The sequence below is a fragment of the Mesorhizobium monacense genome, assembly GCF_056781675.1.
Window position 1 is genome coordinate 5,704,198 of record NZ_CM165567.1, and the last position, 14,506, is coordinate 5,718,703.

General features: G+C 62.2%; 15 protein-coding genes. 12 read left to right on the plus strand and 3 right to left on the minus strand.

From position 1 onward, the window contains the following. Both AC1RUK_RS27190 and AC1RUK_RS27195 read left to right on the plus strand, forming a co-directional pair. On the plus strand, window positions 1-585 hold the full coding sequence (locus tag AC1RUK_RS27190) for a prolyl hydroxylase family protein (protein ID WP_481838167.1): 585 nt from the start codon (window positions 1-3) through the stop codon (window positions 583-585). Window positions 586-640: 55 nt separating this feature from the next. Further along, on the plus strand, window positions 641-1,243 hold the full coding sequence (locus AC1RUK_RS27195) for a nucleotidyltransferase family protein (protein WP_481838166.1): 603 nt from the start codon (window positions 641-643) through the stop codon (window positions 1,241-1,243). A 513-nt stretch (window positions 1,244-1,756) separates the two neighbouring features. Here the strand turns inward: AC1RUK_RS27195 and AC1RUK_RS27200 are convergent. Beyond that, window positions 1,757-2,752 carry an aldo/keto reductase gene (locus AC1RUK_RS27200; protein ID WP_481838165.1) on the minus strand — a complete coding sequence of 332 codons (996 nt, stop codon included), beginning with the start codon at window positions 2,750-2,752 and terminating at the stop codon, window positions 1,757-1,759. Between the two features lie 96 nt (window positions 2,753-2,848). Between AC1RUK_RS27200 and AC1RUK_RS27205 the strand changes: the two genes are divergently transcribed. From AC1RUK_RS27205 to AC1RUK_RS27230, 6 genes are all read left to right on the plus strand, one after another. Beyond that, complete coding sequence (locus AC1RUK_RS27205; RefSeq protein WP_481838164.1) at window positions 2,849-3,739, plus strand: LysR family transcriptional regulator; 891 nt, start codon at window positions 2,849-2,851, stop codon at window positions 3,737-3,739. A gap of 36 nt (window positions 3,740-3,775) precedes the next feature. Continuing rightward, window positions 3,776-4,354 (plus strand): cytochrome b, encoded by a 579-nt coding sequence (locus tag AC1RUK_RS27210; RefSeq protein ID WP_481838163.1) that lies wholly within the window; start codon window positions 3,776-3,778, stop codon window positions 4,352-4,354. Between the two features lie 67 nt (window positions 4,355-4,421). Next, window positions 4,422-4,997, plus strand: coding sequence for a YceI family protein (locus AC1RUK_RS27215; protein WP_481838162.1), 576 nt, complete (start codon window positions 4,422-4,424; stop codon window positions 4,995-4,997). A 212-nt stretch (window positions 4,998-5,209) separates the two neighbouring features. Further along, window positions 5,210-6,196, plus strand: coding sequence for a Gfo/Idh/MocA family protein (locus AC1RUK_RS27220; RefSeq protein ID WP_481838161.1), 987 nt, complete (start codon window positions 5,210-5,212; stop codon window positions 6,194-6,196). A gap of 29 nt (window positions 6,197-6,225) precedes the next feature. Next, the gene (locus AC1RUK_RS27225; RefSeq protein WP_481838160.1) at window positions 6,226-7,884 is read left to right on the plus strand and encodes an FAD-binding dehydrogenase; all 1,659 of its coding nucleotides are present in this window, start codon (window positions 6,226-6,228) and stop codon (window positions 7,882-7,884) included. A 240-nt stretch (window positions 7,885-8,124) separates the two neighbouring features. Further along, entirely contained in the window at window positions 8,125-9,321 is a 1,197-nt protein-coding gene (locus AC1RUK_RS27230; protein WP_481838159.1) for a caspase family protein, read from the plus strand. A gap of 101 nt (window positions 9,322-9,422) precedes the next feature. Here AC1RUK_RS27230 and AC1RUK_RS27235 read toward each other — a convergent pair whose 3' ends face one another. After that, the gene (locus AC1RUK_RS27235; protein ID WP_481838158.1) at window positions 9,423-9,788 is read right to left on the minus strand and encodes a VOC family protein; all 366 of its coding nucleotides are present in this window, start codon (window positions 9,786-9,788) and stop codon (window positions 9,423-9,425) included. Between the two features lie 147 nt (window positions 9,789-9,935). Between AC1RUK_RS27235 and AC1RUK_RS27240 the strand changes: the two genes are divergently transcribed. After that, entirely contained in the window at window positions 9,936-10,256 is a 321-nt protein-coding gene (locus tag AC1RUK_RS27240; RefSeq protein WP_481838157.1) for a hypothetical protein, read from the plus strand. Between the two features lie 60 nt (window positions 10,257-10,316). Continuing rightward, the gene (locus AC1RUK_RS27245) at window positions 10,317-11,204 is read left to right on the plus strand and encodes a sigma-70 family RNA polymerase sigma factor (RefSeq protein ID WP_481838156.1); all 888 of its coding nucleotides are present in this window, start codon (window positions 10,317-10,319) and stop codon (window positions 11,202-11,204) included. 81 nt (window positions 11,205-11,285) lie between these two features. Here AC1RUK_RS27245 and AC1RUK_RS27250 read toward each other — a convergent pair whose 3' ends face one another. After that, window positions 11,286-12,137 (minus strand): LysR substrate-binding domain-containing protein, encoded by an 852-nt coding sequence (locus AC1RUK_RS27250; RefSeq protein WP_481840143.1) that lies wholly within the window; start codon window positions 12,135-12,137, stop codon window positions 11,286-11,288. Window positions 12,138-12,305: 168 nt separating this feature from the next. Here AC1RUK_RS27250 and AC1RUK_RS27255 point away from each other — a divergent pair, with 168 nt between their 5' ends. Together AC1RUK_RS27255 and AC1RUK_RS27260 are read left to right on the plus strand one after the other, a co-directional pair. Then, a complete protein-coding gene (locus AC1RUK_RS27255) occupies window positions 12,306-12,773 on the plus strand; it encodes an L-2-amino-thiazoline-4-carboxylic acid hydrolase (protein WP_481839381.1) in 468 nt (155 codons plus the stop codon). Window positions 12,774-12,811: 38 nt separating this feature from the next. Further along, window positions 12,812-14,401, plus strand: coding sequence for an ABC transporter substrate-binding protein (locus AC1RUK_RS27260; RefSeq protein WP_481838154.1), 1,590 nt, complete (start codon window positions 12,812-12,814; stop codon window positions 14,399-14,401). Window positions 14,402-14,506 lie beyond the last annotated feature (105 nt).

Here is a 14,506-nt window from a genome sequence, read left to right on the forward strand (position 1 = left end):
ATGGATCACAAGCTCTCCATCACCTGGCTGGCGACGCATATCGGGACGATCGACGGTTTCCTGGACGACCTGGAATGCGCCGATCTGATCGCCGACAGCGAACGGCGTGGTTTTGAGGCTGCCAAGGTGAACAGCGCAGGCGGTGCAAGCGTGATGACGGAACTCCGCAACAACGACCGGGTCGTCTTCGATGACGAGGACCTTGCGGACCTGCTTTTCGCGCGCGCCCGGCCGATGCTCTATCGCGGCCTCGGCGACTGGCGGCTGATGGGGCTGAACGAGCGTTTCCGTTTCTATCGCTACGGGCCGGGCCAGAAGTTCGATTGGCACAATGACGGCTATTTCGAACGCAGCTCCTCGGAGCGCAGCCAGTTCACCTTCATGATCTATCTGTCGGACGATTTTGAAGGCGGCGGAACCTCGTTTCGCGGCGAGATGCCCGGCTATGCCGGCAGCAGCCTCATGGTGAAACCCCGAAAAGGCATGGCGCTGGCCTTCTACCACCCGATCGAGCACCGCGGCGACGAGGTGCTGTCGGGGCGCAAATATGTCATCCGCACGGATGTCATGTACAAGCGCCAATGATAGCGCAATGAGCTGAGGGATTGCGAGCAGATGGCGAATCGCCCTCCAAAGGGCGATGGACCATCTGCGCTATTCCGGCCTGCCCTTCGAAATACAACGTGCGGCGTTTCTCGACATCGTGTCGGGAGATGCGCTGATCCATGAGGCGCTGGTTCGGGCAAGCAACCTTGACCTGCCGGACTGGCTGATCGCTTCAGGCGCGCTCTACAACAGCGTCTGGAACCAGCTGACGGGAAAACCGTCGGGTTACGGCATCAAGGACGTCGACCTGTTCTATTTCCATGAGAATGACCTGTCCTACGAGGCCGAGGACGGTGTGATTGCCCGCGCCGTGCCGGTCCTCGCCGGCCTGACGCTGCCGGTTGAGGTGCGCAACCAAGCGCGGGTGCATTTGTGGTATCCGCAGAAATTCGGACGATCCTGCCCTCGCTATACGAGCTCCAGCCACTCGCTCCGCTTTTTTGCCTCGAGGACCCACGCGGTGGGCGTCCGCTACGACGCGGATGGGCAGCTTGAGCTGGTGGCGCCGTTCGGTCTCGACGACATCTTTTCGTTTCGCATCACGCCGAACCGGGTGATGGACAACCAGCAGACGCATGAGGCGAAGGGGGCTCGGGCGCGAGAGAACTGGCCGGAGATTAGTGTCGTGCCTTGGTAGGAAATGTCGGCGGGACCGCGCCCCCCTTGTAACTTGGAATCGACCACTTTTGGCGGCCACCAGAAGTTGTCGCGGAGCCAAGCCCGAAGCCCCAGTGATCTCGAAGATCGTGACAGAGCGTGGGCCAACTCCTCCATTTTCCCAAGCCCGAACAGTCGCTTGGGGAAATCCTCGGCCGAGGACCAACCCCGCCTCGCGCAAGGAGGGGCCAGTGAAAATGGAACCAGGACGTGTAGCTTCCGGGCAAAAACGCACTGGACTTCCAAGACAGTCGCTCTGCCCTGCCGGGCATCTCCCCCACTTTGGGGGGAGATTGGCAGCTTCGCCGATGCCGCGCTTCTTGAAACGTTGGCAATTGGCGAAAGCCGAGGTGACATCCGATCTCCCCACTTGTGGGGGAGATGTCCGGCAGGACAGAGGGGGGCGCTGGCCCGCGAACGTCTCGCACCCTTCGCACCGCGCGGCGCACGAAAAACGGGCGCCGAAGCGCCCCATCTCTGTCAGTTGCGATAGTCACCCATTCACCAGCGCCAGCAGCTCCTCTGTGTAGCGCTTGCCGACGACCTTGTCGGGCGACAGCGCGGCGCCAATCGCCGCCACCTCGGCCGCGCTCAGCTCGATCCCGGCTGCCGCTGTGTTCTGTTCCAGATGGCGTATCTTGCGCGCACCCGGGATCGGCACGATGAAATCGCCCTGGTGCAGCACCCAGGCCAGAGCCAGCTGCGCCGAGGTCACGCCCTTTTCAGCCGCCAGCCTTTCCAGCGTGGCGATAACCTTGGCGTTGGCGACCATGGCGTCGGCCTGGAAGCGTGGCAGCGTGCGGCGCCAATCGTCGTCACTCAAGGCCTCGGGTTTGGCGATGGTGCCGGTCAAAAGGCCGCGGCCGAGCGGGCTGTAGGGGACAAAACCAATGCCGAGTTCGCGGCAGAGGGCAAACACCTCGTCTTCCGGGTCGCGGCTCCACAGCGAGTATTCGCTCTGTACGGCCGATATCGGATGCACGGCATGCGCCCGGCGGATGGTCGCGGCACTCGCCTCCGACAGGCCAAGCGCGCGGACCTTGCCCTCACGCACAAGCTCGGCCATGGCGCCGACCGTGTCCTCGATCGGCACGTTGGGGTCGACGCGGTGCTGATAGTAGAGGTCGATGACATCGGTACCCAGCCGCTTCAGCGACGCCTCGGCGACGGCCTTGACGTGCTCGGGGCGACTGTCTACGCCGGCCATGCGGTCGATGCCCGTGCCTTCCTCCAAGATCTTGAAGCCGAATTTTGTGGCGATTGTCACCTTATCGCGCACCGACTTTAATGCCTTGCCGAGCAGGATCTCATTCTCGTAGGGGCCGTAGACTTCCGCCGTGTCGAAGAAATTGACGCCGATGTCGACGGCGCGATGCAAGGTGGCGATCGCCTCGGCTTCCGGCTGGCCGCCATAGACAAAGCTCATGCCCATGCAGCCGAGGCCGACCGGGAAGACTTCGAGTTCACTACCTAGCTTGCAGGTTTGCATCACGCATCTCCTTGTTGTGATGCGACAGAAATAGCGCCTTGCTTCCTGTTCGATAATCGGCTCTCACTTGCACAGCCTGTTCTATGAGATAGATCAATGAATCGAACCCATCTTTCCCAGCTGGCGGTGCTGGCAACCGTTGCCCAATGCGGCAGCTTCCGCGGCGCGGCCAGGGAACTTGCCATTGCGCCCTCGGCGGTCAGCCACGCGGTGTCCAGCCTGGAGACGCGGCTCGGCGTGCGGCTGCTGGCGCGCAGCACGCGCAGTGTCGCCCCAACCGAAGAGGGAGCGCAGCTTTTGGAGCGGCTCAGGCCGGCGCTGTCGGAGATTGACCTTGCGCTGGAATCGGCCGTCGAGGCGCGCGACCGGCCGGCCGGCAATCTCCGGCTGACCGTGCCACGCACCGCTGCCCATCTGGCGCTGACGCCACGGCTCGGCGCCTTTGCCCGGGCCTATCCCGACATCGTGCTGGAGATCGTCATCGAAGACCGCTTCACCGATGTGGTCGAAGGCGGCTTCGATGCCGGCGTGCGGCTCGGCGAGAGCCTGCAGCGCGACATGATCGCGGTGCGCATCGGGCCGAACATTCGCGGTGCCGTCGTCGGCGCGCCGTCCTATTTCGCGACCAAGCCCAAGCCGCGCCACCCGCGCGATCTCGCCGACCACCGCTGCATCCGCTTCCGCTTCTCCAGCGGCATCCTCTACCGTTGGGAATTCGAGAAGGACGGCGAGGAGATCGAGTTCACGGCGCAAGGCCCGCTGATCCTCGACGAGGATCATCTGATCGCCCAGGCGGCGGTCGATGGCGCCGGTCTTGCCTTTGTGTTCGAGGACTATGTGCGCGATGCCATAGGCGACGGCCGTCTCACCCGCGTGCTGGAGGACTGGTGCCCGTCCTTCGACGGTTTCTTCGTCTATTATCCGAGCCGGCGTCAGATGCGACCGGCGTTGAGGGCTTTTGTCGATTTCTTCAGGGTGAGTGGCTGACCGGACGAAAGTTGGTCCGGCAATCGTTGAGTGGCCATGACGACAATGATCACCAACAGCCCGACCCGCTATGGCTGGGCAACAATCATCCTCCACTGGCTGATAGGGATTATCTTCATCGGCCAGTTCGGGCTCGGCTTCGTCATGGTGCGGATCGAGAGCCAGCGCACCGCCTTCGAGCTGATCCAGCTGCACAAATCCTTCGGCTTTCTGCTGCTCGGCCTGGTGATCCTGCGCATCGCCTGGCGCCTCGGCAATGCGGCGCCAGCGCTGCCACGCTCGGTCGGAGCCTTGGAGCGGCGAACGGCACCGGTCGCGCATTTTGCGCTCTATGCGTTCCAGCTCGCCTTGCCGCTTTCCGGCTGGGCGCTGGTGTCGGTGTCGATGCTGGAAATCCCCAGCATGCCGTTCAATCTGTTCGTCATGCCGAACCTGCCGCTTGCCATGTCGGACGCTGCGGAGAGCTTCTGGACAGAAGCGCATTGGTACCTTGCCTATGCCGGCATCGCCCTTGTCGTGTTGCATGCGCTGGCGGCGTTGCGCCATCATTTCTGGCTGCGCGACGGCGTGCTCGTTCGCATGATCACGCCTTCGTCAGCGCAGGACGGGGAATAGGACGAGCGGCTGATACGTTCATGGGACGAGGACGCAGACAGTGCGTGTCTCCAGAAGGAAAAAACCCATGTATGCGCGCATCCTCGGATTGGCGGCTTTTGCCGCTTGCCTTGCCATGCCTGTTTTCGCGGCGGTCGCGCTTAGCAACGCGGCCGGCAGCTATACGATCAGCCCGGCGGGTTCCAGCATCCGCTTTACCATCGGCAAGGCCGGCGGCGGCGGGTTCGACGGCGCCTTCGCCCGTTTCAAGGGCTCGATCCGCATCGACAACAGCGATGTCGGGCGCTCCGCTGTCAATCTCACCATCTATCCGGAAAGCGTTGGCACCGGCCAGGGCCGCATCGATGCGTTCCTGCGCTCCGACGCGGTGTTCGACGCGGCCAACAGCCCGGAAATCCAGTTCCGCTCGACCAGCGTCAAACGCACCAGCGACACGACGGCTCTGGTCACCGGGCAGCTGACGGCGCGCGGCAAGACGTTTGCCGAAAAGTTCACCGCCGAACTCGGCGGCCTCAAGGGTGGCACGATCAAATTCCACGTCACCGGCAAGGTGCTCAGGTCTCGCTACGGCATGGATGTCGGCACGCCGATCTATTCCAACGTCGTCAACTTCGACATGACGCTGACGGGGATAAGGGGCTAGTCCCGGGGCGCAGACCACAGGATCCATGCCGTGACGCGTTGCAAGGATCCAGAATTCTGCTCCGTTGCATCCTTCGGCCGAAGTCACGGCATGGATCCTCGGGTCAAGCCCGAGGATGACGAAGGTGTGGTTCGAAGGGCTAGTCTCCAATTGGCTTTTCCATCGATTTCGGGCAAACCTCGACGCCTGCAATCTAGAGATGGAGAAGCCGGATGTTCCGATGGGGTGTTTTGTCGACCGCCAAGATCGGCCGCGAGCAATTGTTGCCGGCGATCGTCGAGGCAGAGAACGGCGTGCTGTCGGCGATCGCCAGCCGCGACCTGTCGAAGGCGCGTGCGCTGGCCGACCGCTTCGGCGCGCCGCATGCCTTCGGCTCCTATGAGGAATTGCTTGCCTCCAAGGACATCGAAGGCGTCTACATCCCGCTGCCGACCTCGCGGCATGTCGAATGGACGGCGAAGGCGATCGAGGCCGGCAAGCATGTGCTGGTCGAAAAGCCGCTGGCGCTCGACGCCAAGGACATCCTGCCGCTGATCAAGCTGCGAGACCAGAAGAAGGTGCTGGTCTGCGAAGCCTTCATGGTCACCTACCACCCGCAATGGATCAAGGTGCGCGACCTCATCGCCAGCGGCGCCATCGGCCGGCTGCGGCATGTGCAGGGCGCGTTTTCCTATTACAATGTCGACCCCAAGAACATGCGCAACCAGCTCGATCTCGGCGGCGGCGCGCTGCCCGACATCGGTGTCTATCCGACGGTGTCGACACGCTTTTCGACCGGCAAGGAGCCGTCGCGCGTGCAGGCGACGATCGAGCGCGACAAGAATTTCGGCACCGATATCTACTCTTCGATCCGTGCCGATTTCGGCGACTTCGAGCTGTCCTTCTACCTGTCGACGCAGATGGCGGCCCGGCAGGTGATGGTGTTCCACGGCGAGAAGGGTTTCATCGAGGTGTTCTCGCCGTTCAATGCCGGGCTCTACGACCACCATCGCATCGAGATGCACAACCAGAACCACACCGAGGCGCAGGTGTTCCGCTTCCCCGGCACGCAGCAATACCGGCTGGAGGTCGAGACCTTCGCGCGTGCGGCACAAGGCGGCAAGGAGCGCGTCTTCACGCTGGAGGAATCGGTGCTCAACCAGAAGGTCATCGACGCCATCTTCCGCGCCGGCGGCAAGGACGGCTGGGAGAACGTCTGATACTTTTCCAAAGCCTGGGGGGAGAAAAGATGGCTGACGATGCGGATGTGATCATTGTCGGGGCGGGGCTGGCCGGCCTCGTCGCCGCAGCAGAACTGGCCGAGGCCGGCAAGAAGACCATCATCGTCGACCAGGAGCCGGAGCAGTCGTTGGGCGGCCAGGCGTTCTGGTCGTTCGGCGGGCTCTTTCTCGTCGATTCGCCCGAACAGCGGCGCATGCGTATTCGCGACTCGCATGATCTGGCGCTCGAGGACTGGATGGGCACGGCGGCATTCGACCGGCCGGAAGATTTCTGGCCGCGCAAATGGGCGGAGGCCTATGTCGGCTTCGCTGCCGGCGAGAAGCGCTCCTGGCTCATCGAGCGCGGCATCAAGTTTTTTCCGGTCGTCGGCTGGGCCGAGCGCGGCGGCGGCAACGCCATCGGCCATGGCAATTCGGTGCCGCGCTTCCACATCACCTGGGGCACCGGCCCAGGCGTGCTCGAACCTTTCGTCCAGCGCGTGCGCGAGGCGGAAGAGCGCGGACTGATAAGCTTCAGGTTCCGCCACCGGGTCAACGAGCTGATCCGGACGGACAAGACCGTCACAGGCGTGCGCGGCGATATCCTCGAGCCAAGCAATGTCGAGCGCGGCCACAAGAGTTCGCGCGAGATTTCAGGCGATTTCGAACTCAGGGCGCATGCGGTGATCGTCGCCTCTGGCGGCATCGGCGCCAATCCCGAGCTTGTACGCAAGAACTGGCCGCAGCGGCTGGGCGCGCCGCCGAGGCGCATGATCACCGGCGTTCCCGACCATGTCGACGGCCGCATGCTGGCGATCACCGAACAGGCCGGCGGCTCGATCATCAACCGCGACCGCATGTGGCACTATGTCGAGGGTATCAAGAACTGGGCGCCGATCTGGACCGACCATGCCATCCGCATCCTGCCCGGCCCGTCCTCGCTGTGGCTCGACGCGCGCGGCAAGCGGCTGCCGGTGCCGCTCTATCCGGGCTTCGACACGCTGGGCACGCTCAGCCACATCATGAGCACCGGCTTCGATTATTCCTGGTTCATCCTGACGAAAAAGATCATCCAGAAGGAGTTCGCCCTGTCGGGTTCCGAGCAGAACCCCGACCTCACAGGAAAGAGTTGGCGCCAGGTGCTGGGGCGCGCCACCTCCGGCATTCCGGGTCCGGTCAAGGCGTTCATGGAAAAGGGCGAGGACTTTATTGTCGAGGCCGAGCTTCCGCCGCTGGTCGCGCGGATGAATGCGCTGGCCGGCGGCGAGCCCTTGCTCGAACTCGGGCAGGTCGAGCGCGAGATCCGCGCCCGTGACCTGCAGCTCGACAACCCGTTCTCCAAGGACATGCAGATCACCGCCTTGCGCGGTGCCCGTGCCTATCTCGGCGACAGGCTGATCCGCACGGCCAAGCCGCACAAGATGCTCGATCCGGCGAACGGGCCGCTGATCGCGGTCCGCCTCAACATCCTCACGCGCAAGACGCTGGGCGGCCTGCAGACCGACCTCGACAGCCGTGTTCTCGGCGCCGATGGTCAGCCTGTCGAAGGGCTCTATGCGGTCGGCGAAGCCGCCGGATTCGGCGGCGGCGGCGTGCATGGCTATGCCGCGCTCGAAGGCACCTTCCTCGGCGGTTGCATTTTCTCGGGCCGCAGCGCGGGGCGGGCGGCTGCTGGTGCGGTGGTCTGAACGATAGAACGGTGTTGCTGCACGCTCGTGAAGTCGGTGGCACCTCATATGCCACATCATTCCAGCAATTGATTCTTCCTCGACGAAGTCGATCCCCGAAAAAGCATTACGACGCCCGGAGACTCACAACGAGCCGCCTCCGGCAAGTTTGAATACTTTCCTAAGCAAGACCGTCTCATACGGTGGGTACCCACGCGCTTTAACAAATGCTAATATTCTTCGTTACTCGGGAACGTCGCAATGTCCAAGATTTGCTTGTTGTGCGCGTGCCTTCTTTTTCTGGCAGGATTGTCGACACCGGCATCTTCTCAGGTCGAAATCGGCCAGCGCAGCCACAGACATGCACTTGTTATCGGCAACTCTGCCTACCGCTATGCGCCATCGCTCGGCAACGGGGTGAACGACGCGAATGCGATCGCTCGAGTTTTGGAGGAGATGGGTTTTGAGGTCACCCTTGGCCTGGATGCTGACGCGTCAACGTTTAGGGAACTCATCGGAAAATTCAGGCGAAACTTGCAGCCGGGTGACGTCTCCCTTTTTTACTACGCCGGACACGGGCTCCAAGCGAACGGAGAAAACTACCTATTGCCTATCGATGCCGCACTTCAACGTCCGGCGGACTTGGCTCTAGAAGCTGAGCGCTTGCAAGATATTATTTCAGCCATGACGGCCGAGGAAAATACCGCCATCGTCCTTCTCGATGCGTGTCGGGACAATCCTTTCGTCAAGCAACTAAGTGGACAGAGTCAGAGTCGCGGCCTCGCAATAGGAGCGGGGCTGGGAGCGTTGGATGCTGGCAGGGGAGTCTTTATCGGCTTTGCAACACAGCCCGGCAATGTCGCTCTCGATGGAGCCGCCAATCATAGCCCTTTTGCAGACTCTCTCGTGAAGCGCATGAAGACTCCTTCAATCGACATTGAAATTCTTATGCGTCGCGTCCGGTTGGACGTCATGAACGCGACTTCTGGGAGGCAGGTTCCCTGGAGCAACTCGTCCTTGGTGGAGCCAGGGTTCTCATTCAACCCAGATGCCGCATCGAACCCCTCTCCATCAGAACTCCACAAGCCAGACATCAATACGGAGACAGAACTCGAATTTTGGAAATCGATCAAGGATACATCCGATGTCTCGATGTATCGTGCTTATCTGGCGGCATTTCCGAATGGTGCATTCATCCAAATTGCAAAGAGCCGAATTGCCAAGCTCGAGGCGCCCGCGCCGCCACGCAAAAAAATCCTGCCAAAGAAAGTCAGTCGTAAGCCGCAAGCGTCGCCGCCTATCAACGAGCCTTCTGCCAATCGTTCAGCGGAAACGACCGCACCTGCCAAACCGGAAGCCGCTGGACGATGCAGGGATGGCAATAAGGAGCAATGTCGCCAAAACTGCAGAGAAGGCAGGAAGCGTGCCTGTCGCAAGCTGCAGCAGCTTGGGGGTTAAAAACGCGGATGACTGCCTTGTGTACGACTTCGGGCGCGTCGTGGCGGGGAGTGGTTGACCCGAGATCCGACGACGCGATGTGAGGCCATGCCGCCGCCAGATTATCTGCTGGCCAGAACCATGCGGTTGCCTTCGCTGTCGCGGAATTCGGCGACGGTGCGGCCCGGCTGCCACGGCGCTTCCTGCGGCTCGGTGACGATCTCGACGCCTCGTGCCTTCAGCGTCGCGGTCGTTGCCTCGACATTGTCGTCGACCAGGACCAGCACCGGCTCCGCGCTCGGCGCACTATCTGCCCGCCTCACGAAATGCAGGTTAGTGACCGCATGGGGAAATGCCAGCTCGATCCAACGCCAGCCACTGTCGCCCATCGGCTGGTCGGCTATGAGCTGGCAGGCAAGGTGACCGGCGTAGAACGCCTTGGCGCGGTCCTGGTCGAACACGGGAAGTTCGGCAAACTGGATATGCATGATGTCTCTCCTCATCACAGAGGCCGCAGCGCAGCCTCGACGAATGAAAGACGATGGAGACGATCGAAAAGATTCGCAGGATGCCGAGAATCTTTTCGGCAATCCGGAACGTCTTTCTCGTGCAGACCCACCAATCAGGAGACGACCATGGGCTACAATCTCATCCGCTACGGCGTGAAAGACGCCAGCATCGCCGACAACCGGGCGCTGGTGGCAAAGGTGTTCGAGGCGCTCAACGAAACGAAACCGCAATCCGTGCGCTATCTGGTTCTGGAGCTGGAGACTGGAGAGTTCGTCCACCTCGTCGGCCAGGAGAAGGACAGTTCCGCTCTTACCGGGCTCGACGCCTTCAAGGCGTTCAGCGCCGACCATGCCGGGCGGCGCTCCGGGCCACTCAGCAGATCGGCGGCAAAAATCGTCGGCAGCTATCGTATGCTGACGGACGCCAACGAGGCCATGCCGGCCTGACTATAGGTGGCGGCGCGGTACTGGCGTCATGTCGGACCGGCCACGCGGAGCACGAGGACCATGAGCACACCAAAACTCGACCGCGCGGCACTGGAGGCGATCCTTGCTGGCCTGCGCCCGAAGCTGCATCGCTACTGCGCCCGCATGTCGGGCTCGGTGATCGACGGCGAGGACATCGTGCAGGAGACGATGCTGAAGGCGCTGCAGGCGCTCGACGGCAATGTCCTGGTCGAACGTCCCGAGCAATGGCTGTTTCGCATCGCCCACAATGCCGCGCAGGATCATCTGCGCCGGCGCCAGCGGGAGCGGTCGCGCATGACCGAGGCCGACATGACGACGATCGAGGATCCTTCCGCCGGTGCCGATGCGCGGCTCGCCGCTGCTGCCAGCCTGCGCAGCTTCATGCAGCTTTCGGTGGCGCAGCGCAGCGCCGTGATCCTCGTCGATGTGCTTGGCCTCAGCCTTGCCGAGACCTGCGAGGTGACGGGCGCGACGCTGGCTGCCACCAAGGCGGCGCTGCATCGCGGCCGGGGCGAGTTGAGCGCGCTGGCATCAATGCCGGACGAGACGGTCGCGCCAAAGCTCAACGATGGCGACGAGCGACGCCTGCGCCGCTATGTCGACCTGTTCAACGCGCGCGACTTCGATGCGGTCAGGGCGCTGATCGCCGAGGATATCCAGCTCGAGGTCGTCAACCGCACTCGCCTCAGCGGCAAGGCGCAGGCCTCGACCTATTTCGGCAATTACGACCGCGTCAGCGACTGGGCGCTTTCGCTCGGCTTCGTCGACGGCAGGCCGGCGATCCTGATCCGCGATCCGCAGGCGGACGGCGCCGTGCGCGGCTTCATGCTGGTCGAGTGGCTGGATGAGCAAGTCATCGCGATCCGCGATTTCCGTTATGCGCCCTATTGTGTCGCTGACGCGGATATTCGCCCCATCGACGACTGAGCCTAAGCGGGGCGATCACTTCCCGAACAGGTCGGGACGCGACGGATTGTGGTGCCAACCAGCGAAATTGCACGCGGGGTATCAGAGTACCGTGAGCCAATCGCGGAGAGCGGTTGCACTTGCCGTAAGCTTCCGGCCTTTGCGCGCCACGACATAGAAATCGCTTCCCGATGAGAATTCCACCGGCAACGGACGGACAAGTTCGCCGCGTTCCACCAGGCCGCTTACGACATGGTGCCAGCCCAGCGCCACGCCCTCACCGGCAATCGCCGCGTGCAGCACCAAAATGTAGTTGTTGTACATCAGCCTTGGCGAACTCTCATGGATCCCGACATCGAAATTGTCCAGGAAGTCGCGCCATGTAACCCCGTCGTGATGGGCCTCATCCAGATGCAACAGGGTTTGCCGGGGCAGAGCATCGAGGTCGCGTATCGGCCCGTACCGAGCAAGGTAGGATGGGCTGCAGATCGGATAGATCAGCTCTCTTGCGAAGAGCGACATGTCATAGCCGGGCCAGTCGCATCTTCCCCCTGTTACGGCGATCGATAGCCCGTCGGCCGGCAGGTCCAGCGTACGGTCCGAATTGTACAGGCGCAGTTCCATCTGCGTCTGGTGGTCCCGAAGGGTGGCGAGGCGCGGCAGAAGCGAATAGGTCGCGACGGTGATCGAGGCATAAAGCTTCACGATGCTAGAAGAATGGACCGTGTGGATCTCGTCGACGGTCTGTTCGATCCGATCCAAGCCGGAAGCGATGCTCTGAAACAGCTTGGCGCCCGCCCCCGTGATACGCAGTTGCCGGTGCCCGCGATCGAACAGCGAAACGCCGAGGCCAGCCTCCAATTGTCGTATCGAATGGCTGACGGCAGCAGGCGTGACGTTCAGCTCGTCCGCGGCCTTGGCGAAACTCTCATGCCTCGCAGCCGCGTCGAACACGTAGAGCAGGTTTCCCGAAGGGATGAGCCGGCGCAGGTTTCGCATGAATCCATTTTGTCGCAAGAATGAGAATTTTTGCAAGTCACACCAAGGAAACGATGCAGTAGCCTCCCATTCTCATCAAACACGCCTCATCTCAAAGAGATGGCGGGCGCGGCAGGAGTGGGCATGGAAAACAGGCTGGAAACCGCGCTTGAGGATGCGAGCAAGGCTCGCGCTGACCTGTATCGGGCGTTCTTCGTCGCAGTCGAGAAACGCCTGGGGCGCGAAAGCGCCATCGCTGTCGTGAAGGAGGCTGTGCGCAACTGGGGCGAGGGACTGGGCCACGGGCTGAAAGGATGCGGCATCGCTGACCTGCCAACCGTCTTCGCGATGCAGCCGGACGGCGGCAAGCTGTTCCAGCCACGTGTCGACCGCTTGGACGATGCCGGCTTTGATGTCCAGTTCGAAGCCTGCCCGCTGAAGCAGCGCTGGATCGAGGCCGGCCTGTCGGACGGCGATGTCGAACTGTTTTGTGAAATCGCGGCCGAGGCCGACTACGGCACGCTGGAAGCGGCCGGATTCGACGTGTCGATCGACCTTTGGAAACCCGGCGGCGCGGGCTGCTGCAACCTGAAGATCAGACCCGTCACGTGACGGCGAGGGAAGCGGAGCATTTTGCGGAGGGAGATGAAATGCCTGATACGTTTGAGCGCCTTGCAGCTGCCTATCTGAAAGGAAGCCTTTCGCGACGGAGCTTCCTGCGCCACGCCGCCGCTCTGGGCGTCGGATCGACGGCGGTCAGCTCGATAGTGGGTTCCGTCGCCTTCGCCTCCGCCCCACCCAAGGGCGGTCGTCTCAAGGCGGCGCTGGTGGGCGGTGCATCCACCGACACGCTCGATCCGGCGCTGTTCGCCAGCCAGGTGCCGCTGACATTCGGACGCTGCTGGGCCGAACAATTGCTGGAAATGTCCTCCGACGGGACCATAGAGCCCAGGCTTGCCGAGGCCTATGACCAATCCGACAAGGCGAAGAGATGGGCATTCCGTATCCGTAAGGACGTAACCTTTCACAATGGCAAGACACTGACGCCGAAGGACGTCGTCGAAACCTATCGACGGCATTCCGACTCCAAGTCCAAGTCAGCCGCCCTGTCGCTGGTGAGCAGCTTCGAATCGGTAGAGGCGGACGGCGACAATGTCGTCATCACGCTCAAAGAACCGAATGTCGACCTGCCGTACTTGCTGACCGACTTCCACTTGATGATCCAGCCCAACGGCGGCGTTGACGACCCAAACAGCGGCATCGGGACGGGACCCTACAAGGTTGCGGTGAACGAGCCGGGGATCAGGCACATCGGTGAGCGCTACAGCGACTATTGGGCGCCCGAGGAACGGGGTCATGCCGATCAGATCGAGATCCTCGTTGTCAACGACGCCAGCGCTCGCGTGTCGGCGATCCAGTCCGGCCAGGTCGACATGATCAACGGAGTGGAGCCCAAGATCGTTTCGCTGCTTCAGCGCACCCCAGACATCGCGGTCCGGAATGTGTCCGGGCGCGGGCACTACTATATGGTCGCCCGCTGTGACACGGCGCCCTTCGACAACAACGATCTGCGTATGGCGCTGAAATACGCCGTTGACCGCGAGGCGTTCGTCAAGACCATCCTTGGCGGTTACGGCAAGGTCGGCAACGATACGCCGGTGAACGCGGCCTATCCTCTGTTCTCCGCCGAGATCGAGCAGCGTGTCTATGATCCGGACAAGGCCGCATTCCACTACAGGAAATCGGGTCATAGCGGCGCCATCGCACTTCGCACGTCGGACGTGGCATTCCCCGGCGCGATCGATGCCGCACAACTCTACCAGCAGAGCGCTTTAAAGGCCGGGATGACCATCGATGTCAGGCGCGAGCCCGGCGACGGCTACTGGTCGAACGTATGGAACAAGCAGCCTTTCTGCATGACCTTCATTTTCGGCCGTCCGACACAGGATCAGGTCTACTCGCTCTCCTACCTGTCGACTGCAGAGTGGAACGACACGCGCTTTGTCCGCGAGGACTTCGACCGGCTAATACTTGGCGCCCGCGGCGAAATCGATCCTTCGATACGAAAGGAAATGTATCACGACGCGACCATGATCCTGCGGGACGATGGCGGAGCCATTATCCCCATGTTCGGCGACTTCATTGACGCCACAAGCCAGAAGGTCGGCGGCTGGGTGGACAATCCGAACGGCGAACTGATGGGGGGCCAGGCGTTGATCAAGTGCTGGATGGCGGCTTAGTCGCCACTCTCGGGCTTTGCCGCTTCGAATCTGCCAAGCTCAATCGGATTCGGCCTTCAGTCCATAGCTCCGGGTTGCCAAAAGCGGCTGCAAGCTTCGCATTGC